The 22,076-nt window shown below is 73.2% G+C and carries 20 protein-coding genes; 15 read left to right on the top strand and 5 right to left on the bottom strand.

The annotated features are described in order from the left end of the window. Positions 1–11 precede the first annotated feature (11 nt). The 5 genes from JUB12_RS04410 (at position 12) to JUB12_RS04390 (ending at position 7,862) form a co-directional block, all read left to right on the top strand. Positions 12–2,288, top strand: coding sequence for a choice-of-anchor Q domain-containing protein (locus JUB12_RS04410; RefSeq protein WP_205698403.1), 2,277 nt, complete (start codon positions 12–14; stop codon positions 2,286–2,288). 87 nt (positions 2,289–2,375) lie between these two features. Further along, positions 2,376–3,530, top strand: a complete 1,155-nt coding sequence (dxr, locus tag JUB12_RS04405) for a 1-deoxy-D-xylulose-5-phosphate reductoisomerase (protein WP_205698402.1) — start codon at positions 2,376–2,378, stop codon at positions 3,528–3,530. 25 nt (positions 3,531–3,555) lie between these two features. After that, entirely contained in the window at positions 3,556–4,644 is a 1,089-nt protein-coding gene (locus JUB12_RS04400) for an RIP metalloprotease (RefSeq protein WP_205698401.1), read from the top strand. A gap of 9 nt (positions 4,645–4,653) precedes the next feature. After that, entirely contained in the window at positions 4,654–6,456 is a 1,803-nt protein-coding gene (locus tag JUB12_RS04395) for a long-chain fatty acid--CoA ligase (protein ID WP_205698400.1), read from the top strand. A 26-nt stretch (positions 6,457–6,482) separates the two neighbouring features. Beyond that, positions 6,483–7,862 (top strand): APC family permease, encoded by a 1,380-nt coding sequence (locus tag JUB12_RS04390; protein ID WP_205698399.1) that lies wholly within the window; start codon positions 6,483–6,485, stop codon positions 7,860–7,862. On the opposite strand, the gene JUB12_RS04385 is transcribed toward JUB12_RS04390, so the two are convergent. Continuing rightward, positions 7,859–8,497, bottom strand: a complete 639-nt coding sequence (locus JUB12_RS04385; RefSeq protein ID WP_205698398.1) for a class I SAM-dependent methyltransferase — start codon at positions 8,495–8,497, stop codon at positions 7,859–7,861. The genes JUB12_RS04390 and JUB12_RS04385 overlap by 4 nt on opposite strands. Before the next feature lie 47 nt (positions 8,498–8,544). Between JUB12_RS04385 and ispG the strand changes: the two genes are divergently transcribed. Next, positions 8,545–9,765: a flavodoxin-dependent (E)-4-hydroxy-3-methylbut-2-enyl-diphosphate synthase gene (gene ispG / locus JUB12_RS04380; protein WP_205698397.1), complete on the top strand. Its 1,221-nt coding sequence runs from the start codon at positions 8,545–8,547 to the stop codon at positions 9,763–9,765. Here ispG and JUB12_RS04375 read toward each other — a convergent pair. From JUB12_RS04375 to JUB12_RS04365, 3 genes are all read right to left on the bottom strand, one after another. Continuing rightward, positions 9,762–11,246 (bottom strand): hypothetical protein, encoded by a 1,485-nt coding sequence (locus JUB12_RS04375; RefSeq protein ID WP_205698396.1) that lies wholly within the window; start codon positions 11,244–11,246, stop codon positions 9,762–9,764. The genes ispG and JUB12_RS04375 overlap by 4 nt on opposite strands. A 335-nt stretch (positions 11,247–11,581) precedes the next feature. Further along, positions 11,582–13,210, bottom strand: coding sequence for a hypothetical protein (locus JUB12_RS04370; RefSeq protein ID WP_205698395.1), 1,629 nt, complete (start codon positions 13,208–13,210; stop codon positions 11,582–11,584). Between the two features lie 159 nt (positions 13,211–13,369). Then, complete coding sequence (locus JUB12_RS04365; RefSeq protein ID WP_205698394.1) at positions 13,370–13,975, bottom strand: superoxide dismutase; 606 nt, start codon at positions 13,973–13,975, stop codon at positions 13,370–13,372. A gap of 103 nt (positions 13,976–14,078) precedes the next feature. Between JUB12_RS04365 and JUB12_RS04360 the strand changes: the two genes are divergently transcribed. The 8 genes from JUB12_RS04360 to JUB12_RS04325 all read left to right on the top strand — a co-directional run bounded on the left by JUB12_RS04360 (position 14,079) and on the right by JUB12_RS04325 (position 20,608). Further along, the gene (locus JUB12_RS04360; protein WP_205698393.1) at positions 14,079–15,731 is read left to right on the top strand and encodes a proline--tRNA ligase; all 1,653 of its coding nucleotides are present in this window, start codon (positions 14,079–14,081) and stop codon (positions 15,729–15,731) included. Then, the gene (locus JUB12_RS04355) at positions 15,713–16,390 is read left to right on the top strand and encodes a CDP-alcohol phosphatidyltransferase family protein (protein ID WP_205698392.1); all 678 of its coding nucleotides are present in this window, start codon (positions 15,713–15,715) and stop codon (positions 16,388–16,390) included. Before JUB12_RS04360 ends, JUB12_RS04355 begins: the two co-directional genes overlap by 19 nt. Before the next feature lie 61 nt (positions 16,391–16,451). Then, a complete protein-coding gene (locus JUB12_RS04350) occupies positions 16,452–16,706 on the top strand; it encodes a hypothetical protein (RefSeq protein WP_205698391.1) in 255 nt (84 codons plus the stop codon). Between the two features lie 28 nt (positions 16,707–16,734). After that, complete coding sequence (locus tag JUB12_RS04345) at positions 16,735–17,205, top strand: FHA domain-containing protein (RefSeq protein ID WP_205698390.1); 471 nt, start codon at positions 16,735–16,737, stop codon at positions 17,203–17,205. Beyond that, a complete protein-coding gene (locus tag JUB12_RS04340) occupies positions 17,205–17,948 on the top strand; it encodes a MerR family transcriptional regulator (RefSeq protein ID WP_205698389.1) in 744 nt (247 codons plus the stop codon). Before JUB12_RS04345 ends, JUB12_RS04340 begins: the two co-directional genes overlap by 1 nt. After that, positions 17,945–18,481, top strand: coding sequence for an adenine phosphoribosyltransferase (locus tag JUB12_RS04335; RefSeq protein ID WP_205698388.1), 537 nt, complete (start codon positions 17,945–17,947; stop codon positions 18,479–18,481). Before JUB12_RS04340 ends, JUB12_RS04335 begins: the two co-directional genes overlap by 4 nt. Beyond that, positions 18,481–18,924, top strand: a complete 444-nt coding sequence (locus JUB12_RS04330; protein WP_205698387.1) for an SRPBCC family protein — start codon at positions 18,481–18,483, stop codon at positions 18,922–18,924. The genes JUB12_RS04335 and JUB12_RS04330 overlap by 1 nt, the downstream gene beginning before the upstream one ends. Further along, a complete protein-coding gene (locus tag JUB12_RS04325) occupies positions 18,911–20,608 on the top strand; it encodes an FAD-binding oxidoreductase (RefSeq protein WP_205698386.1) in 1,698 nt (565 codons plus the stop codon). Before JUB12_RS04330 ends, JUB12_RS04325 begins: the two co-directional genes overlap by 14 nt. Here JUB12_RS04325 and JUB12_RS04320 read toward each other — a convergent pair. Then, a complete protein-coding gene (locus JUB12_RS04320; protein WP_205698385.1) occupies positions 20,605–21,603 on the bottom strand; it encodes a hypothetical protein in 999 nt (332 codons plus the stop codon). The genes JUB12_RS04325 and JUB12_RS04320 overlap by 4 nt on opposite strands. Before the next feature lie 43 nt (positions 21,604–21,646). On the opposite strand from JUB12_RS04320, the gene JUB12_RS04315 reads away from it, so the two are divergent. Beyond that, on the top strand, positions 21,647–22,051 hold the full coding sequence (locus JUB12_RS04315) for a PaaI family thioesterase (RefSeq protein WP_205698384.1): 405 nt from the start codon (positions 21,647–21,649) through the stop codon (positions 22,049–22,051). Positions 22,052–22,076 lie beyond the last annotated feature (25 nt).

Below are 22,076 nucleotides of genomic sequence, written 5' to 3'. Positions count from 1 at the left end.
AGACGGTGTCAGTGAAGGGTCGGAAGGTCCGCGCGGGGCTGCTCGCGCTCATCTCGGCGTCCGCGTGTGCGGTCGCAGCAGCACCCGCCAGCGCGGCCACGATCCCGGTCGCCTGCAACGGCGCCACCGGCGATCCCGCGGCGCTCAACGCGGCCGTGACCACCGCCAACGGCACGCCGGCGGCGGACACGATCCAGATCGCCGGGCCGTGCACGTTCACCTACACGACGCCGGCGGCCCCGGCGGCGGGTGGCAACAACACCGCGCTGCCCGTCATCACGCAGCCGCTCACCCTCGAGGGCAACGGCGCGACCATCGTGCGCTCGAACGCCAGCGGCGTCGCGCCGATGCGCATGGTCCTCGTCTTCGGCGGGTCCTTCACCCTGCGCGGCACGATCCTCGGCGGCGGCGCCCTGGGCGGCGCCTCCCAGAACGGCGCGGGCATCGCGTCGCTCAACGCCGACGTGACCATCGACCGCTCGCAGGTCGTCAGCAACGCCACGCTCGGCGGGTCGGGCAACACCGGCGGTGCCGGCGGCGCGATCGCCACGGCGGGCGGCACGCTGACCGTCACCGAGTCGACGCTGTACTTCAACCTCGCCCAGCAGGGCGGCGCCATCAGCGTCTCGGCCACGCCGACGACGATCCGGCGCTCGACCGTCTACGGCAACATCGCCGCGAACACCGGCGGCCTGCTCGTCCAGGGCACGACGGCGACCGTCGAGAACTCGACCTTCGGCGTCAACCAGGGCAACAACGGCATCGGCGGCATCGGCGCGGCGGGCAACGGCGCAGCCACGACGGTCAACGTCGCGTCGTCGACCTTCGCCGACAACGGGACGACGAACCAGACCGCCCCGGGGGCGGCCCTGCTGGCGATCAACGGCGCCTTCCCGGCGACGATCAACGTCACCGACACGATCGTCACCGACACCGACTCGACGGCGCCCGCCACGCTGGCGCAGTGCTCGCGCCTGGGCACCGGGGCGATCAACGACCAGGGCGGCAACCTCGAGTGGCCGCACGCCTCGTGCGGCTTCGGCACCCGCGCCGACCCGCAGCTCGGTGCCCTCGGCGGCAACGGCGGCCTGACGGCGACGTACAAGCCCAAGCCCGGCAGCCCCGCCATCGACCTCGGCGGCGCCACCTGCCCGAGCGTCGACCAGCGCGGCTTCACCCGCCCCGACGGGGACGGCTGCGACGCGGGCTCGGTCGAGACCGAGGCGCCGCAGACGTCGGCCTCGGGGCCGACCCAGCCGGTGCAGGTGCCCTCGATCGCCTTCATGTCCGACGACGTGGCGGCGAACTTCGAGTGCTCGATCGACAACGGGCCGTTCAACCCGTGCACCTCGCCGCTCGTGCCCCAGGGCCTCGAGTCGGGTGAGCACACGGTCCGCGTCCGGGCTCGCACGACGACGGGCTACGAGGACCGCTCGCCGGCCGTCGTCACCTTCACCGTCGACGTGACGCCGCCCACGGTGCAGATCACGAGCGCGCCGTCGGGCACGACGACCGACGCGACGCCGACGATCGAGTTCTCGGTCGACGGCGATCCGGTGGCCATCGCCTGCCAGGTCGACGACGGCCCGAACCAGCCGTGCACCTCGCCGTTCACCACGCAGCCGCTCGGCGACGGCTCGCACACCGTGACGGTCCGCGCGGCGGACGCGGTCGGCAACGTGGGTGGCGACAGCGCGACGTTCACCGTCGACGCCAACGCGCCGGTGGTGGACATCACGAGCGCGCCGTCCTCGCCGACGAACGACAACACGCCCACGGTCACGTTCACCGTCGACGACGCGGGCGCGGCCGTGACCTGCCGCGTGGACGACGGGCCCGCCCAGCCGTGCGCCACGCCGTTCACGACCGGCCCGCTGCCCGACGGCCTGCACACCATCACGGTGACCGCGACCGACGCCAGCGAGCAGAGCGGCTCGGACAGCGCGACGTTCGTCGTGGACACGACGGCGCCGGAGACGACGATCACCGGCGGCCCCTCCGGCCTGACGTACACGGGCACGAACCAGACGCTGCAGTTCACGTTCACCTCGAACGACCCGACGGCGGTCTTCGAGTGCCGCCTGGACGGCGGGACGTTCGCGGCCTGCAGCTCGCCCAAGGGCTACACGAACCTCGCCAACGGCTCGCACACCTTCCAGGTGCGGGCGCGCGACGCGGCGGGCAACGTGGACGCCACGCCGGCCAGCCGGACGTTCACCGTGCAGCGGTGCACCATCATCCGCACCGGCGTGAACCTGCTGGGCATCCCGATCACCATCTGCCTGTAGGCCTCGCGGCCGGCCCGGGCGCAAGCGCGCGCCCGGGCCGGCCGGGGTCGACAGGTCCTTGACGGCGCGCTTGTCATCATGGCCGGCGTGCCTCGTCGCCTCCTGATCCTCGGGTCGACCGGGTCCATCGGCACCCAGGCGCTCGACGTCGTCGCGCGCGCCGAGGACCTCGAGGTCGTCGGCCTGAGCGCCGGCGCCCAGTGGGAGCCGCTCGTCGAGCAGGCCCGCCGGACGGGCGTGCGCCGCATCGCGCTGGCCGACGGCGACGCCGCCGCGCGTGCCGCCGAGGCGTGGACCGACGGCGAGGTCCTGACCGGCGCCGAGGGGCTCGTCCGGCTCGTGCTCGAGTCGGGCGCCGACCTCGTCCTCAACGCCCTCGTCGGCTCGGCCGGGCTCGGCCCGACGGTGGCCACGCTCGGCGAGGGCATCGACCTCGCGCTGGCCAACAAGGAGTCGCTGGTCGTCGGCGGCGAGCTCGTGATGCAGCTCGCCGAGGCCACGGGCGCGCAGGTCCTGCCGGTCGACTCCGAGCACTCGGCGCTGCACCAGCTGCTGCACGGCGAGCCCGCGGGCGCCGTCGAGAAGCTCGTGCTCACCGCCAGCGGCGGGCCGTTCCGCGGGCGCACGCGGGCAGAGCTCGAGGACGTCACGGTCGAGCAGGCCCTGGCCCACCCGACGTGGGCGATGGGCGGCAAGATCACGATCGACTCGGCGACGCTCATGAACAAGGGCCTCGAGGTCATCGAGGCCCACCACCTGTTCGGGACGCCCTACGAGCGCATCGACGTCGTCGTGCATCCCCAGTCGATCGTCCACTCCTACGTGACGCTCGTGGACGGGGCCGCGCTGGCGCACCTCGGGCACCCGGACATGCGCGTGCCGATCGCCTACGCCCTGCACCACCCCGACCGCGTCGACGTCCCGGTCCGCCCGCTGGACCTCGCGGAGGTCGGGTCGCTCACGTTCGAGCCCGTCGACGCCGGGACGTTCCCCTGCCTGCGCCTGGCGCGGGAGGCGGGCGTCGCCGGCGGGACGGCGCCGTGCGTGCTCAACGCCGCCAACGAGGTCGCCGTCCACGCGTTCCTCGAGGGCCGGCTGCCGTTCCTCGGGATCGCCGCGGTGATCGAGGAGACGCTCGGGCGGCTGGGCAGCCAGCCGGTGCGGGCGTTCGAGTCGCTCTACGTGGCCGACCGCGAGGCCCGTGAGGTCGCCGCCGAGCAGGTTGGCGCGCTCTCCGCATGAGCTCCCTCGACGGCCGCGTCTCCGCATGAGCTTCCTCTACGCGTTCCTGGGCTTCGCCGCCCTGATCATCCTCCACGAGCTCGGCCACTTCGCCGCGGCCAAGGCCGTCGGCATGCGCGTCGAGCGCTTCAGCCTGTTCTTCCCGCCGCTGCTGGCGCGCGTGAAGAAGGGCGAGACGGAGTACGCGATCGGGGCCGTCCCGCTCGGCGGCTACGTGAAGATCACCGGGATGAGCCCGGAGGAGAAGATCCCTCCGGAGCACGAGCATCGCGCGTACTTCCGCCAGCCCGTGTGGAAGCGCATCGTCGTCATCGCCGCCGGGCCGCTGGTCAACGTCGTCATCGCCTTCGTCCTCATCTTCCTGCTGTTCACGATGAGCGGCGTCGAGGAGGGCAAGGTCAACGGCCGCGTCGACGGCGTGACGAAGAGCTCCCCGGCCGCCGGCCAGTTGCGCGTCGGCGACCGGATCGTGGCCGTCGACGGGGTGCGCGACCGCGAGCGCTTCCAGGCGCAGATCTCGCGCCACCTGTGCGCGGGCGGGCGCACGACGGACGGCTGCGTCGCCGCGACGCCCGCACAGATCGTCGTGGAGCGCGACGGCCGGACGCAGACGGTCGAGGTGCGCCCGCGCTACGACGCCGAGCTCGACCGCCCGCGCATCGGCATCTCCTTCGGCGTGGACGTGACGAAGGACAAGCTCGGCGCGGTGGACGCGGCCGACCGCTCGGTGACCGCGATGTGGAAGGTCACGACCCTCACCGTCGAGGCCATCGGCAAGCTCTTCTACGACGAGCAGGCGCGCAAGGAGGTCTCCGGCGTCGTCGGCTCCTACGAGACCACGCGCCAGTCCTTCGAGGTCCGCACGACCCGCGCGATCGAGGTCCTCGCCCTCATCTCGCTGTCGCTGGCGATCATCAACCTCTTCCCGTTCCTGCCGCTCGACGGCGGCCACATCTTCTGGGCGCTGGCCGAGAAGGTCCGGGGCCGCGCCGTCTCGGTCCGGGTCATGGAACGGGCCTCCGTGGTGGGCTTCTTCCTCGTCATGGTCCTGTTCGTCATCGGCCTGTCCAACGACATCGGCCGACTGACGGGCGAGGGCTTCGACGTCAGGTAGGGTCGCGCCATGGAGAGCACTGCCGCCGCACCGGCTCCGGAGGTGCAGGCGACGACGATCGCCGCTGCCTTCCGCCAGACCGTCGCGAAGCATCCGAACGAGGTCGCCGTGCGCACCGGCGACGACACCATCCGCTGGACCTGGAACGACCTCCAGGAGCGGGTGGACCGCCTGGCCGCCGCGCTCGACGCGATCGGGATCGGCAAGGGCGACAGCGTGGCGATCCTCCTCGGCAACCGGCCCGAGTTCCACCTCGTGGACGTCGCCGCGATGCACGTGGGCGCCACGCCGTTCTCGATCTACATGACGTACGCGCCCAACCAGATCGAGTACGTCGTGACCGACGCCGACGCGTCGATCATCTTCACCGAGCAGGCGCCGCTGGGCAACGTGCTGAAGGCCAGGGAGAACCTGCCCGGCCTGCGGCACGTCGTGGTGGTCGACGGCGAGGCGCCGGAGGGTGGGCAGACGCTGGAGGAGTTCCTCGCCGGCGCCGAGGGCTCGAGCTTCGACGCCGGGGCGGCGGCGGCGGCGATCGAGCCCGAGGACGTCCTGACGCTGATCTACACGTCCGGCACGACCGGTCCGCCGAAGGGCGTGCAGCTCGTCCATCGCAACCTCATCACGGCGACCGCCGCGGTGGAGGCGATGATCGACTTCCCGGAGAACGCCCGGGTCATCTCGTGGCTGCCCAGCGCGCACATCGCCGAGCGTGCGGCCCACCACTACCTGCCGATCGTCTTCGGCTTCTCCATCACGTGCTGCCCGGACCCGCGCCAGATCGTCGCGTTCCTGCCGCAGGTCCGCCCGCACTGGTTCTTCGCGGTGCCGCGCATCTGGGAGAAGCTCAAGAGCGGCCTCGAGGCGATGGTCGCCTCCCAGCCCGACGAGCAGCGCGGCCAGATGCAGGGCGCCCTCGACGCGGCGGTCCAGAAGGTGCGCCTCGAGCAGGCCGGCCAGCCCGTGCCCGGCGAGCTCGCCGCCGCGGTCGCCAAGGCCGACGAGGCGATCTTCTCGAAGCTGCGCGCGCAGCTCGGCCTCGACGAGGTCAAGGCGATCAACGTGGGCGCCGCGCCCACGCCGGTCGAGGTGCTCGAGTTCTTCCACGCCATCGGCCTGCCGGTCGCCGAGCTGTGGGGCATGAGCGAGACCTGCGGCGCGGGCACCGTCAACCCGCCCGACCGCATCAAGATCGGCACGGTCGGCCCGCCGTCGCCGGGCGTCGAGATCAAGCTCGCCGAGGACGGCGAGGTGCTCGTCAAGAGCGACGTCGTGATGATCGGCTACCGCGGGATGCCCGACAAGACGGCCGAGGCGATCGACGCCGACGGCTGGCTGCACACCGGCGACATCGGCCAGATCGACGAGGACGGGTACCTCAAGATCGTCGACCGCAAGAAGGAGCTCATCATCAACGCGGCCGGCAAGAACATGTCGCCGGCCAACATCGAGGCGACGGTGAAGAGCTCCTCGCCGCTCATCGGCCAGGCCTGCTGCATCGGCGACGCGCGGCCCTACAACACGGCGCTCATCGTGCTCGACACGGACTTCGCGCCGCTGTGGGCCCAGCAGCAGGGCATCGAGGACACGTCGCTCGAGGCGCTGGCCCAGGACGACCGCGTGCGCGCGGCGGTCCAGCAGGCGATCGACGCCGCCAACGAGAAGCTCGCGCGCGTCGAGCAGATCAAGAGGTTCACCATCGTCCGCGGCGACTGGGCGCCGGGCGGCGACGAGCTGACGCCGACGATGAAGCTCAAGCGCAAGCCCATCGGGGCGAAGTACGAGGGCGACATCGAGGCGATGTACGCCTAGGCACCCCCTGGGGGTAGGACGGCGGCATGGCAGCCACGCCAGTCGCCGTCCCACCCGCCCCGGGGGAGGAGCCCGTCCTCAAGCGGGCCATCTCCCGCAACGTCCTGCTGCTGTTCGTCGTCGGCGACGTCCTGGGCGCCGGCATCTACGCCCTGGTGGGCGAGGTGGGCGGCCGCGTGGGCGGCGCGATCTGGGCGGCGTTCCTCCTGGCGCTGCTGCTCGCGGTGTTCACCGCGTTCGCCTACGCCGAGCTCGTCACGAAGTACCCCCAGGCGGCCGGCGCCGCCCTGTACGTCAACAAGGCGTTCCGCGTCCCGTTCGTGACGTTCATGGTCGCCTTCGCGGTCATGGCCTCGGGCCTGACCTCCGCGGCGACGCTGTCACGGGCCTTCGGCGGTGACTACCTGTCGGACTTCGTCGACCTGCCGACGGCGCTCGTGGCGGTCTGCGTGCTGGGCCTGCTCGCGCTGGTCAACGCGCGCGGCATCGGCGAGTCGGTGAAGCTCAACGTCGGCCTGACGCTCGTCGAGCTCACCGGCCTGCTGCTCGTCGCCCTCATCGGCACGGCGGCGCTGCTCGACGGCGTCGGGGATCCGGGGCGCGCGCTGGAGATCAAGGACGGCGAGTCGCTCGTCCCGGCCGTGATGGCGGGCGCCGGCCTCGCGTTCTACGCCCTCATCGGCTTCGAGGACTCGGTGAACGTGGCCGAGGAGACGCGCGAGCCCCAGCGCGACTACCCGCGCGCGCTGTTCGGCGGGCTGGCGATCGCGGGCGTCATCTACCTCGCGGTGAGCACCATCGCGACGATGGCGGTGCCCACGAACACGCTGGCCGAGTCGTCCGGTCCGCTGCTCGAGGTCGTCCAGCTCGGGCCGCTGAGCGTCGACACGAAGATCTTCAGCGCCATCGCCCTGTTCGCGCTGGTCAACGGCGCGCTGATCAACCTCATCATGGCCTCGCGCCTGGTCTTCGGCATGGCCCGCCAGGGCATCATGCCCGCGCCGCTGGCGCGGGTCCTGCCGGGCCGGCGCACCCCGTGGGTGGCGATCATCGTCACGACGGCGATCGCCATGTGCCTGGCGCTGGTGAGCGACCTGTCGACGCTCGCGGACATGACGGTCCTGCTGCTGCTCGTCGTCTTCGTCGCCGTGAACGTCAGCGTGCTCGTGCTGCGCCGCGACACCGTCGACCACGACCACTTCCGCGCACCGACGATCATCCCCGTCATCGGCATCGTCGTGTCGATCGCGGTGATGACCAGCAAGGACCTCGACGTCTTCTGGCGGGCGGGGCTCCTGCTCCTGCTCGGCGCGGCGCTCTACCTGGTGAACGTCCTCGTGACGCGCCAGACGGCGCAGATCGACACGGGCGTGCTCCAGGCGGTGGAGCACCCCGAGCGCGACTAGCGCAGCGAGCCGACCGGCATCACGACGACCCAGCTCTTGACCAACGGGCCGGTGCGCTCGGCCAGCGCCGGGCCGAAGAGCCGCTCGACCTCGCGGCGGCGCAGGAGCCGCAGGTCGGGCTCGAAGTCCGCCGCCCCCAGCAGCCAGTAGAGGTGGCGCAGCGGCCCGGGCAGCCAGTGCGCGCCGAGCAGCAGGGCGTGCGGCTCGACCGGGAAGGAGAACGCCGGGGTCTGGACGTACCAGCCGCGGGCCACGCGGCGCAGCTCGCTGGCGAACTGCGCGCGGCGCTCGCGGGGGACGTGCTCGACGACGCTCGAGCAGTAGACGAGGTCGAAGCTCGCGTCGGCGAACGGCAGGCGCTCGGCCGCGTCGGCCTGCACGAAGGGCCCGGGGTAGGCGGGGCGCGGCTCGACGTCGACGCCGGTGATGTCGAGGTCGGGCTCGAGGCCCCGGAGGCCCAGCGCACCGCAGCCCACGTCGAGCACCCGCATGCCGGGCTCGACGCCGGTCAGGCGGAAGAAGCGGTCGTGGCGGCGGGCGCGGGTGCGCGCCGCGACGGGGGACGCCAGCCGCGCCATGGGCCCGCGGGCGGTGCGGTAGACCTCGCCCGGGGTGTGGGGGAACGAACTGGCCATCCTGGCCCACGAGAGCCTACGCGCCCGACCGCTCGTACACTGGGGACATGGCCTCCAAGCGGCAGATCTGGGTCGGCAGCGTCCCCGTCGGGGGTGGCGCGCCGGTGGCCGTCCAGACCATGACGAAGACCGAGACGGCCAACCTCACGGCCACGATGGACCAGATCCGGCGGGTGGCGGAGGCCGGGGCCGACATCGTGCGCGTCGCCGTGCCGCGCGACCGCGACGTCGAGGCGCTCAGGACGATCGTGCGCGAGTCCCCGATCCCGGTCATCGCCGACATCCACTTCAACCACACGCTCGCCCTCAAGGCCATCGACGCCGGCGCGCACTGCGTGCGGATCAACCCCGGCAACATCGGCGGCCCGGAGAAGACGGGCGTCGTCGTCGAGCACGCGCGCCGTGCCGGCGTGCCGATCCGCGTGGGCGTGAACTCCGGCTCGCTGCCCGAGCACCTGCGCGACCTCGAGTTCTCCAACCCGGTCGAGGCGCTCGTCACGGCGGCGACGGAGATGGTCGAGCTGATGCACCGGCTGGACTTCCACGACTTCAAGGTCTCGATGAAGTCGACGTCGGTGCCCAACACCATCGCGTCCAACCGCCTGCTGGCCGAGCGCATCGACCAGCCGCTGCACCTCGGGGTCACCGAGGCCGGCACGAAGTGGTCGGGGTCGCTGAAGAGCGCGGTCGGCCTGGGCACGCTGCTGGCCGACGGCATCGGCGACACGATCCGCATCTCCCTCTCGACGTTCCACGCCGAGGAGGAGGTCAAGGTCGCCTGGGAGATCCTCAAGGCGCTCAAGCTGCGCGAGCGCGGCCCGGTCCTCATCGCCTGCCCGACCTGCGGGCGCCTGCAGTTCGACATGGACACCGTCGTGCAGGAGATCGAGCACCGGCTCGAGGCCTACGCGGACCCGATCGAGGTCTCCGTCCTGGGCTGCGCGGTCAACGGCATCGGCGAGGCGCGCCACGCCGACTTCGGCATCACGGGCGCCAAGGACGCGGGGATGATCTTCTCCAAGGGCGAGCCGCTCAAGAAGGTCAGGACCGAGCACCTCGTCGATGAGCTCTTCGCCGAGATCGACAAGTGGTACGCGGCGGGCAAGCAGGTCGTCGCTGACGAGGCGCAGCGGGCCGAGGCCGCCGAGTGGCTGGCCGAGAACGAGGACGCCGAGGCGATGACGCCCGAGCGCCTCGCCGCGCTCGAGAAGGAGGCGGCGGAGCGCGAGGCCGCCTCGCCGGTCGCCGGCCGGCGCTTCAGCCGCTAGCCCGCGGCGCGCACCCGCACCACCGGCGAGACCGCGGTCCCGCCGTCGACGGGGTAGGAGTAGCGGAAGTCGGCCGTCGCCGTGATGCGGCGATGCACGGAGAACGTGCCGCGCGGGTCGGTCCCGACGCGGGTGAAGAGCTCCCAGCCCTCGCGGCCGGGCAGCCGGCGCTCGACGAGCACCTCGTGCTGGGCGCCCTGGCGCGCCTGGCCCCAGAGCTCGGTCTGGACGCGGCCGGCGGGACGGTGCGCGACGAACGGGCTCGAGAAGACGAAGTACGCGGGCTTCTCCCGGCCGCGGACGTCGAGCAGGCCCGACTGCCAGCCGGCGAACGCGCGCCGGCCGGCGCCCGCCTTGCGATCGACGGGCTCGTCCTGGAAGGCGTACTGCACGAGGCTCTTGACCCGCGGGTCCTTCGCGGCCAGGTAGGTCGCCTCCGACGTCCAGTGGGCCTGGCGGCGCAGGGTGATGCCGGAGTACGGGTCGGGCGGGTCGGTCTGGTAGCCGAACTCCGTCAGGTGGATGGGCGCGCGACGGCCGCCGCTGATGGCGATGCGGCGGCGGTCCTGCAGGCGGTCGAGCACCGTCTCGAGGCGCCCGAGGTCGCCGAGCGCCACCTCGTCGGGGTGCGCGCTGTGGGCCGACGGCGACGCGCGGACGGGGTGGGGGTGGTGGGCGACGCCGTCCATGCGCGCGGGCAGGAAGCCCTTGCAGCGGCCGGTCCGGATGGGGCGGTAGCGCTTGTCGACGCAGGCGAAGGCACGCAGGAAGGCCAGCGGGCGCAGCGGCGAGTTGGTCCTGCGCGGCGGGTTGCCGCGCGGCGCCAGCGCACCGCCGAGGACCTCGGCGCGCGGGTCGGCGCGCTTGATCGCCGGGTAGGCGGCGCGCAGCAGGTCGCGGTAGACGTGAGGTGCGATCGGCTGGCACCCGCGCGCCGCCGAGCACGTCAGCTGCGGCTGCAGCCACGCGGCCTGGTTGGGCTCGTTCCACACGACGTAGCGGTCGGCGTGGGAGCCGTAGCGCTGGGCCACCGCGCGGGCGAAGCGCCCGAAGGCCCGGGCGGACGGCAGCGCCCGCGGGTTGCCGCTCGCCGGGCGCTCGGTCGCCCAGAGGGGTCCGGAGCCGGTGATGGCCAGGACCGGCTCGAGGCCCGCGTCGACCAGAGCGGCGACGGCGTGGTCGATGTAGGCCCAGCGGTAGCGCGGGTCGTCGGCGTCGGCGTCGTCGAAGCCGCGCGGCTTGCTCCTCGCCCCGGGCGACGGCGCGACGGCGACCCAGCGGACGTGCAACCGCACGCTGTCCACGCCCATGTGCGCCCACGTGCGCGCCGTCTCGTGGGCGCTCGCCGGGCCGGCGAACATCAGGCGGTCGTCGGCCATGCCGACCTCGAGGGAGGCGGCGTCGGCGGCTGCCGCGGGGCCGGCACCGGCGGCGGCGAGCAGGGCGACGGCGGCCCACGCCGCCCGGGAGCGCCGGGGCATCGGCGGGGAGCCTAGGGCCGCGGGGCGGTCGGGGGCGCTGCGCTCGTGGCGTCTTGGGGTGGCGTTCGGGCCCGATCGATCGCGACCCTGTCATCCCCGGCGTCCCACGCCGGAGATGACAGGGTCACGACGCGCGGGCCCGCCGGGCCGCCTCGCGAGCCGCGCGGACGCCCGTCCTTCCCTCCGTCGGCGCGAGACAGCGCCCGCTCCGCGCCCGGCCGACGTCCGAGCGGCGCGCCACCCCGCGCGCAGCGCCACCCTTGCCCCAGGACCACGACGGCCCCGGAACGCCGAAGCGCTCCGGGGCCGCGGGACGACCAGCGTGGGTGCGACCGCTACTGCAGGTCGAACTCGCGCGAGGTGTAGACGTACGGCGGCTGCGGGACCGAGAAGCGGACGCGCACCTTGCCGGGGCCCGGGGTCGTGAACGTCGGGAGGTAGAAGTAGCCCTCCACGACCTTCACCGGCTCGGACGTCGGCGACGCCTGGAACGTCTGGTTGGTCTTGGCCTCGGTGATCGGGGCCCAGTCGGCGGAGCCGTCGGCCGGCTTCCAGTCGACCGAGACGACGTCCTCGACGGCCTCCGGGCGGAAGCGCAGCGCGCCCCACAGCGTGTAGGTCGGGCGGTTCGTCGCCGGGTCGACCTGGCCGGTCGGGAACACCAGCAGCGGCTGGCGGTAGGCCGTCAGCGCGGGCTTGGCCTGGTCGCCGCGGGTGAAGAGCCCCGACTGGTAGGTCGACCAGTAGGCCTTCGAGCCGGCGCTGTTCTTCGTGCGCGGGCCGACGTCGTAGAGCAGGAACTGGGTCTGGCCGATGATCCGCGGGCTCAGGAAGGCCTGGAGCTCGCCCTGGTTGATCCAGGTGGCCTGCGTCTCCATCGGGACGCCTGAGTACTTGTCCGGCGGGTTGGTCTCGAAGCCGAACTCGGCGCTGAGGATGTCGATGCCGGTCTTGACGCGGCCGGTCTTCTGGCCGATCGCGTCGAGGAAGTTCGGCAGGTCCTCGATGTTGGCCATGGTCAGCGAGTCGGGGCTCTTGTCCTTGACCGTCGGGCCGACGTTCTTCGTGTACGGGTGGTGAGCCCACCAGGTGGCCGGCAGGGTCTTCTTGCGGTCCCACCACGAGCAGCCGAGGGCCGCCGCGGCGTCGCCGCCGAGCGGGGCGCCCGTGTCGTCCACGCAGTACATGCTGCGGATGAACTCCTTCGGGCGCATCGGGGAGCGCGCGTCCTTGCGGTCGACGCCCAGCGGCGCCGTCTCGCCGATCATGATCGCGTCGCTCGCGTGGCCCGTCGACACGAGGCCGCGGTAGCCGTAGTCGTAGAGCTTGCGGTACTGGATGGCCGAGCTCGGCTTGCCGTCCTCCCACTGCGGGGAGAGCCAGCCGGCCTGGTTGGGCTCGTTCCAGATCGACCACATGCTCACGCGCGGCAGCGCGAAGCGCCCGTCGTTCTCGTCCTTGAACTGGCCGCTGTAGCGCTTCCCGACGGCCTGGACGAACTTGTAGAACTCGCTGGGCTTGGGCTTCCACGTCGCGGCGTTGCGCTTCTGCGACGCCGGGGCCTTGGCGTGGCCCCACTTCGGGCCCGGGCCCGTGATGTTGAAGTAGACGCGGATGCCGAGGCGCTGGGCGGCGCGCACGAGGCGGTCGTAGCGGTCCCAGTTGAGCTTGGGGTAGGCCTTGGGGTTGGACGCCTTGAGCTGCTTGAAGCGGCGGTCCTTGGCCTTCGTGTCACGCGCCTCGTCGGCGACGACGCTCCAGAGCAGGGTGACGCGGACGACGTCGACGCCCAGCGACTGCATGCGCTGCAGCGCGCGGTCGCGGGTCGTGTCGTCGCGGTAGACGAGGACGTCGTCGTCCATCATCACCGAGAAGAGGTTCGGCTTGGCCTCGGCGGCGGCCACCGGGATGAGGAGCGAGCTCAGCATCACGGCGACGAGCACGCGGCGTAGGGGGCGGGTCATCGGGCTCCAGAAGCGGGAGACAGGGACATGCGACAAGGGGCGGCGCGAAGGCCGCCCCTTGAGGAACGCGAGGGTAGCGCCGGAGTTGCGCCCGACGCTGCGCTTCCGACGAACGGCCAGGCGCCGAGGTGCCGGGCCGCCCGTCGGTCCGTCGAGGTGCTACTTCGCGGCGTCGAAGCGCTCCTGGACCTTGTCCCACGCCACGACGTCCCACCACGCCTTGAGGTAGGCCGGGCGCTTGTTCTGGTAGTTGAGGTAGTAGGCGTGCTCCCAGACGTCGTTGCCCAGCAGCGGCGTCTTGCCCTCGAGGATCGGGTTGTCCTGGTTGGGCGTGGAGGTGATCGCCAGCTCCCCGCCGTCGACGACGAGCCAGACCCAGCCGGAGCCGAAGCGCGCGACGCCCGCGGCCTCGAACTCGTCCTTGAAGGCGTCGAAGGAGCCCCACTTGCTCGTGATGGCCTCGCCCAGCGAGCCGCCCGGCTCGCCGCCCTTGCCCGGGCCCATCGACTCCCAGAAGAGCGTGTGGTTCAGGTGACCGCCGCCGTTGTTGCGGAAGACGCCCTGCTTGTCCTGGGGCAGCGAGTCCAGGCTCTTGAGGACCTCCTCGACGGGCTTGCCGTCGAACTCGGTGCCCTCGAGCGCGCCGTTGGCCTTGTCGACGTACGCCTGGTGGTGCTTGTCGTGGTGCAGGCGCATCGTCTGCTCGTCGATGGTCGGCTCGAGCGCGTTGTAGTCGTACGGCAGGGCAGGGACCTCGTAGGCCATGGGGCAGCTCCTGTCTCTCGCGTGTATCAGGGGTCGAACCCGGACCCTACAACCGGCCTGGGCAAGGGCCGCGTCCGCCGCGCGCGAATAGAGTCGTGCCCAGATGCGGTTCACGAACCTCCTGCTGCCGACCGAGCGCCAGCCGCCCGCCGACGCCGAGGCCCTGTCCCACAAGCTCATGGTCCGCGCGGGGCTCGTGCGCCAGCTCGGGGCGGGCTTCTGGACGTGGCTGCCGGCCGGCTGGAAGGTCCACCAGAAGGTCGTGGGGATCGTCCGCCAGGAGATGGACGCGATCGGCTGCCAGGAGCTGCTGATGCCCGTCCTGCAGCCGCGCGAGCTGTGGCGGCGCACGGGGCGCGACCAGATCAACGAGCTGTTCAAGCTCAAGGACCGCAAGGACGCCGAGCTCGTGCTCGCCATGACCCACGAGGAGGCGGTGACCTTCCACGTCGCGCAGGTCGTGCGCTCCTACCGCGACCTGCCCTTCAGCCTCTACCACTTCCAGGTCAAGGAGCGCGACGAGCCGCGCCCGCGCGCCGGGGTCCTGCGCACCCGCGAGTTCATCATGAAGGACGCGTACACCTTCGACCGCGACCAGGCCGGCCTGGACGCCGCCTACGAGCAGTTCCGCCTGGCCTACCACCGCGTCTACGAGCGCTGCGGCCTCGAGTACTACGAGTGCGAGTCGGACTCCGGGATGATGGGCGGCTCGGGCGCCCAGGAGTTCATGGCGCCGTGCGCGGCCGGCGAGGACGACGTCGTCCTCGCCCCGGGCTACTCGGCCAACCTCGAGATCGCCTCCGCCGAGCCCCAGCCGGCGCCGCCGCTGACGCTGAGCGGCGAGCTCGAGACGCCCACGCAGAAGACGATCGCCGACGTCGCCGGCCACCTCGGCGTCGCGGAGTCCAACTGCCTCAAGGCCTTCCCCGTCGTGACCGACGGCGGCGAGCTCGTGCTCGTCCTGCTGCGCGGCGACCACCAGGTCGCGCCCATCAAGCTCCAGAACGCCCTCGGCGAGCCCTACCGCCCCGCGGGCGACGACGAGCTGCCTGGCCCCGCCGGCTTCCTCGGGCCCAAGCCGGGCGTGCGCACCGTGGTCGACGCGGCGCTCACCGGCGGGCCCTGGGTCGCGGGCGCCAACCGCGAGGGCCGGCACGTCGTCGTCGACCACCTCGACGGCGAGCGCGCCGACGTGCGCGAGGTCCGCGCGGGGGACACCGTCAACGGCCACGAGGTCCGCATCGACAAGGCGATCGAGGTGGGCAACATCTTCAAGCTCGGCACGCGCTACTCCGAGCCGCTGGGCGCGACGTACCTCGACGAGCACGGCAAGGAGCACCCGATCGTCATGGGCTCCTACGGGATCGGGCCCGCCCGCATCGCCGCCGCCGCCGTCGAGCAGCACGGCGACGACAGCGGCATCGCCTGGCCCAGGTCCATCGCGCCCTTCGACGTCGAGGTCGTGGCGCTCGGCAAGCCCGGCACGCCCGAGCGCGCCACCGCCGAGGCGGTCTACGAGGAGCTGCGCACCGGCGGCCTGGACGCCGTGCTCGACGACCGCGACGCGTCACCGGGCGAGAAGTTCAAGGACGCGGAGCTGCTCGGCTGTCCCGTGCGGCTGACGATCGGCAAGCGCTCGGCCGAGTCGGGCCGCGCCGAGGCGCAGCTGCGTCGCGGCCTCGCCGACCAGGAGGAGGGCGTGCCGCTAGAGGGGGCGCTCTCCGCGGTGCAGGAGCTGTGGCGCAGCGCCCCGTAGCCGACCGCGCCGAGCGCGCGCAGGAGGCCGTCAAGGAGGCCTGGCAGAACCCGCGCCTGACCTTCCGGCGCCTCAGCGGGCTGGACCGCTCCGGCCCGCCGCCGCCCCAGACGCTGGCGGGCGCGCCGCTGAACCCGTGGACGATCCCGAACGCGATCGGGTTCGTCCGCCTGGCGCTGATCCCGGTCTTCCTGGTCCTGGCGTTCTCCTCCGACAGCGGGACCGACGCGCTGCCCGCGATCATCTTCGCCGTGGTCGCCTGGAGCGACTACGCGGACGGCATCGCCGCGCGGGTCACGGGGCAGTACAGCCGCCTCGGCACGCTGCTGGACCCGGTCGTCGACCGCTCGCTGGTCGTCTCCGGCGTCGTGGTCGTCTGGCACTTCGACCTGCTGCCCCACTGGGCGCTCGCCGTCCTGGCCGGGCGCGAGCTCTTCCTGCTGGTCGCGGGCCGCTACGCGCTCACCCACGGCGTCGAGCTGAAGGTCAACTGGTGGGGACGCCTGGCGGTGTGGCCGACGATGTCCGCGCTGTTCTTCGCCCTCGCCGGGGTCGAGACGCTGGCCGAGGTCCTGCTCTACGTCGGCCTGGGGATGGCGCTCATCGCGCTGTGGGCGTACGTCGTGGACGCGCGACGACAGGTCGCTGCCGCCCGCTGACCTGCACCCTCAAGTGGACGTCGAGCCATCCCGCGCGCCGTGCGCTACGCTCGCAGGCGCCATGGAGACCTTCCCCGACCTCGGCTCGCTCTCGGACCAGGAGCTCAAGGACCTCATCCAGCAGCTGACCGAGGAGGAGGTGGACATCTCCTACCGCCGCCGCATCCTGCACGGCAAGATCGACATCCTCCGTGCGGAGCTCGTCAACCGCCTGCGCAAGAAGCACGAGGGCGGCGAGGAGGTCATCACCGGCGCGGACGTGCAGCAGCTGACGGACATCCTGTCCGGCCGCGCCGCCGACGCCGACCAGGCGTAGCCCCGACGCGGGAGGAGGGGGACCGCCGGTGGCTCGTCACTGCCCGGAGTGCGGGTTCGTCAACGCCGAGAGCGCGAACTACTGCCAGAAGTGCGGCGCGTTCCTGGCTCCCGGTGAGCCGGCGACGGAGCCGACGACCGCGACCTACCGCGTCGACGAGACCGGCGAGCTCGTGCCCGTCGACGTCGACGAGGTCGTCGAGACCGGCGGCGCCGCGCTCGTCGTGCGCGCCGGCGGCGGCCGCGTGGGGGAGTCCTTCCCGCTCGAGCGCGACCGCGCGACGATCGGCCGGCGTCCGGACTCCGACGTCTTCCTCGACGACGTGACCGTCTCGCGCGACCACGCGCTGATCGTGCGCCGCGGCGGCGAGTACCACCTGGACGACCTCGGCTCGCTCAACGGCACGTACGTCAACCGCACCCGGATCGACTCGCGCCGCCTCGAGGACGGCGACGAGCTGCAGATCGGCAAGTACAAGCTCACCTTCCTGGCCCGCTGATGGCCGTGCAGGAGCCGCCGCCCGTACGCGAGAAGGCGATGACGATCGGGGCCGTCTGCAAGGCGCTGGCCCAGGAGTTCCCCGACATCTCCATCTCGAAGATCCGCTACCTCGAGGACCAGAAGCTCCTGGCCCCGAGGCGGACCGCGGGCGGCTACCGCCTGTACACGAGCACCGACGTCGCCCGGCTGCGCACGATCCTGCGCCTGCAGCGCGACGAGTTCCTGCCGCTGCGCGTCATCCGCCAGGAGCTCGCGGCGGGGCGCGCGGCCGAGGCCAGCGCCGAGGTGCCGGCGGCCGACGACGGCGTCTCCCCGGAGGCGGCGCGGCGCGCGACCAAGCGCCGGCACTCGATCACGGGCGGCGGCGCGCAGTACACGCTCGAGGAGGTGCTCGAGGAGACGCGCGCCGAGCCGCGCCTGGTCGCCGAGCTCGAGGAGTACGGCGTGATCCGCGGCGAGGTGCGCTCGGGCGTCAAGCTCTTCGACGAGACCGAGCGCGAGATCGTCCGGGCGGTCACCGAGCTCGCGCGCTACGGCGTGGGCGGGCGCAACCTCCGGGCGTTCCGCACGAGCGCCGATCGCGAGGCCGCCCTGCTGCAGCAGATCCTCGCCCCGGCCCTGCGCTCGCGCAACGCCGAGCGCCGCAAGGAGGCCGTCGAGGCGCTCGAGAACCTCGCGGCGGTGACGACGCACCTCAAGCACCTGCTGCTCATCCGCGACCTGCGCAAGATCGTCGGGTGAGCGGGCCGGACCTCGACCTGCGGTCGCGCATCCGGGACATCGCCGACTTCCCCAAGCCGGGGATCGTCTTCCGGGACATCACGCCCCTGATGGCCGAGCCGGCCGCGCTGGACGCCGCGGTCCTCGGGCTGGCCGGCTGGGCGCGCGAGCGGCGGGTCGACCTCGTCCTCGGGGCCGAGGCCCGCGGCTTCCTGCTCGGCCCGGCGCTGGCGCGGGAGCTCGGCGCGGGCTTCGTCCTCGCGCGCAAGCCGGGCAAGCTGCCGTGGGAGACCGTCTCGGCCGAGTACCTGCTCGAGTACGGGACGGACTCCCTCGAGGTCCACACCGACGCGCTGCACCACGGCTCGCGCGTGCTCGTGCACGACGACCTGCTGGCCACGGGCGGGACGGCGAAGGCGCTGTGCGACCTCGTCGAGCAGCTCGGCGGCGAGGTCGTCGGCTGCTCGTTCCTCATCGAGCTGGCGTTCCTCGGCGGCCGCGGCCGGCTGGCCGGCCACGAGGTCCACGCGCTGCTGGTCGACGAGGCGGAGTGATGCCGAAGGCCCGGCGCAGCGTCGTCGTCGCGGCGGACGTGGACCGCGTGTGGCGCACGGTCGGCGACCCGCACCACCTCGCGCGCTGGTGGCCGCGCGTCGCGCGCGTCGAGGGCGTCGACGACACGGGCTTCACCGAGGTCCTGCGCTCCGACAAGGGCGCGACGGTCCGCGCGGACTTCGCCCTGCTCGAGCGCGAGGCGCCGACGCGGATCGCCTGGCGCCAGCACACGGAGGGCACGCCGTTCGAGCGCGTGCTCGCCGAGTCGCGCACCTCGGTGGCGCTCGAGGCGGCCGAAGGCGGTGGGACGCGCGTGGAGCTCGCGCTGGAGCAGCGGCTCCGCGGGTTCTCGCGCTTCGGGGGCTTCATGGTGCGCGCCGCGGCGCGCAAGCAGCTGGACGACGCACTTGCGGGGTTGACGAGGATCCATGGCGACGGCTGACGGCGACCGGCACGCGGGCATCCCGCGCACCTCCCGCTGGTGGGGCTGGGGCGACCGGGCCCACGACGCGCCGCCGCCGGCGCACGCCGTGTCGTGGCTCGAGGGCGTCCTCGACGGACCCCTCGACGCGCCGCGACCACCGGTCGGCCTCGACGAGGTGCGCCTCGGCCCCGCGGCGCTGGCCTCCGAGGCGCGGGCCGCGCTGCGCGAGGTCGTGGGCGACGTGCACGTGCGCGACGACCGCGAGGCGCGCGTCCTGCATGCGGCGGGCAAGTCCTACCCGGACCTCGTGCGCCAGCGGGCCGGCGACGCCGAGGGCGCGCCGGACGCCGTCGTCCTCCCGGGCAGCCACGCGGAGGTCCGGGGCGTCCTCGAGGCATGCGCCGCGGCGGGCGTCGCGGTCGTCCCGTTCGGCGGCGGCACGTCGGTCGTCGGCGGCGTCGAGCCCCTGCGCGGCGGCTTCGACGCGGTCGTCGCGCTCGACCTCGGTCGCATGACCGGCCTCGTGTCGCTCGACGAGGGGTCGCGCACCGCGGTGCTCGAGCCCGGCCTGCGTGGTCCGGAGGCCGAGCGCCTGCTCAACCCCCGCGGCTTCACCCTGGGCCACGTCCCGCAGTCCTTCGAGTACGCGACCGTCGGCGGCTTCGTCGCCACGCGCTCGGCCGGCCAGGCCTCCACGGGCTACGGGCGCATCGACGAGCTCGTCCTCGGCCTGCGCCTCGCCGCGCCGGCGGCCGAGCTCGACCTCCCGCCGCTGCCGGCGAGCGCCGCGGGCCCGGGCCTGCGCGAGACGCTCGTCGGCTCCGAGGGCGCGTTCGGCGTCATCACCCAGGCGGCCCTGCGCGTCGCGCCGCTGCCGGCCGAGCGCCGCTACGAGGCGTGGGTCTTCCCCGACTTCCGCGCGGGCGCCGCATGCTTCCGCGAGCTCGAGCAGAGCGCGATCGCCCCGACGATCGCCCGGCTCAGCGACGAGCGCGAGACGGAGATGAACCTCGCCCTGTCGGGCACCGGCGGCGTGAAGGGGCGCGCGCTGGACGCGTACCTCGGCGCACGCCGCGTGCGCGGCGGCTGCCTGGCGATCCTCGGCTGGGAGGGCACGGAGGCGACGGTCCACGCGCGCCGCCAGGCCGCGCTGCCGGTGCTGCGTGACCACGGCGCGGCGGGCCTCGGCCAGGGCGCGGGGCGCTCGTGGGAGCGCGGTCGCTTCCACGCGCCCTACCTGCGCGACGACCTCCTCGCGCGCGGCGTGCTCGTCGAGACGCTCGAGACCGCGGCGCAGTGGTCGGACCTCCACGAGCTGCACCGGGCCGTCGGCGACGCGCTGCGCCGCCACTGCCCGCTCGTGGCCTGCCACATCTCGCACCTCTACGGCAGCGGCGCCTCGCTGTACTTCACGTTCCTGGCCCGCCAGGACCGCGGCGGCGAGCTCGACCAGTGGCGGCGCATCAAGGCCGACGCGTGCGACGCGATCGTCGCGCACCGCGGCACGATCACCCACCACCACGCCGTGGGGCGCGACCACGCGGCGTGGATGCCCGCCGAGGTCGGCGAGGCGGGGGTGGCCGCCCTGCACGCGCTCAAGCGCGAGCTCGACCCGGTCGGGATCCTCAACCCGGGGAAGCTGATCCCGTCGGTGGGTGGCGAGGTCGGCGCGGGCGCGCCGACCCCGGCCCGGGCGGTCTAGCCGCCGGTCGTCGTCTGCGGCGTGGTCGCCGCGCCGCCGCCCGCGCCCGTGCCGCCCGTGGTGCGGAACTGGCCGCGCAGGACGATCGTCCCCGGACGGGTGGGCGACTGCTGCTGGTCGCCGCTGCTCGCCGGCTGGCGGGCGACGACGAGCTCGCGGTAGGACTCGGCGTTCTCCGGCAGGCCGGCGAGGCCCTGCAGGCGGCCCCGGGCGTCGCCCGAGCCCTCGACGGGCGGGGCGTAGCCGAGGAACTGCGCCTGCGACGGGCTGTTGTAGAGCCAGACGGCGTAGTACGGGCTGGCCGACAGGCCCTGGGCGATGACGGCGAGCGCGCGCTGGCCGTCCTGGGAGACGACGTTGGCGACGCCGAGCGCGTCCTTGGAGGTGGAGCCCGTCGGCTGGAGGTTGATCTGCGCGTCGATCTTCGGCTGGGCGGCCGTGGTCGTCGTGCCCGTGCCGGCCTGGTTGCCGCCGTCGTCGTCGTCGCCGCCGATCGCGCCGGTGAGCAGGAGGATGACGAGGGTCAGGCCGATCGCGACGGCCCCGAGCAGGACGTAGCCGCCGGTGCGCGACTTGCGCTCGTTCTCCGCGCGCACGCGCTTGCGGGCGCTGAGGGCGTCGAAGGCCTCTTCGGTCTCGACGCGGTCGGCCGGGATCTCCGGCAGCGCGTCGCCGGCGAGGTCGCGCAGCTCACCGGCCACGGCGCGCGCCCAGGCGCGCCCGCCGGCCGAGCCCTCGAGGAACTCGCGCGTGGCGGCGCGGCCCGACGCCGACTGCTGGCCGAGCAGGTAGTCGCCCACCTCGTCCTGGCGCTCCGGGCTGAGCCCGCCCGCGTCCTCGGGCCCGAGCGTGTCGAGCGCCGTGAGCGCGCGGTCGCGCACCGCCTCGGGCGTCGTCCGCAGGAGGCCGGACAGGTCGTCGTACGTCTTGCCCTGCTTGAGCAGGAGCTGCAGCACGGCCTTCTGGTCGGCGGGCAGGGAGTCGAAGCGGGCCATCGGCTCGGGGAGGCTATAGGCGTCGGCGGCTAGGGTGCCGCACATGGCGGCGACGGACCTGCAGTTCCCGATCGTGATGGACCAGGGCTTCGACGGCCTCTACGGCCTCGTGGTCGACTCGATCGACGACGACATGGTGCTGCGCGCGCACGTGGACGTGGAGGACCGCCACAAGCAGCCCGCGGGCCTCGTGCACGGCGGCCTGTTCGCGTCGATGGCCGAGTCGACGACGTCCATGGCGACGTACTACGCCGTCGCGGCGGACGGCAAGACCGCGCAGGGGCTGAGCAACCAGACGTCGTTCGTGCGGCCGATCTTCGACGGCCGCGTGAACCTGGTGGCGCGCCCGCGCCACCGCGGGCGCACGACGTGGGTGTGGGAGGTCGAGGTCACCGACGACCAGGACCGCCTCTGCGCCCTCGTGCGGATGACGATCGCCGTCCGGTAGGCGCGCGACGGGGGTAGGACGGCGC

The organism is Conexibacter sp. SYSU D00693 (genome assembly GCF_017084525.1).
Lineage (GTDB): Bacteria > Actinomycetota > Thermoleophilia > Solirubrobacterales > Solirubrobacteraceae > Baekduia.
This window is presented reverse-complemented; position numbering and strand designations above follow the sequence as displayed.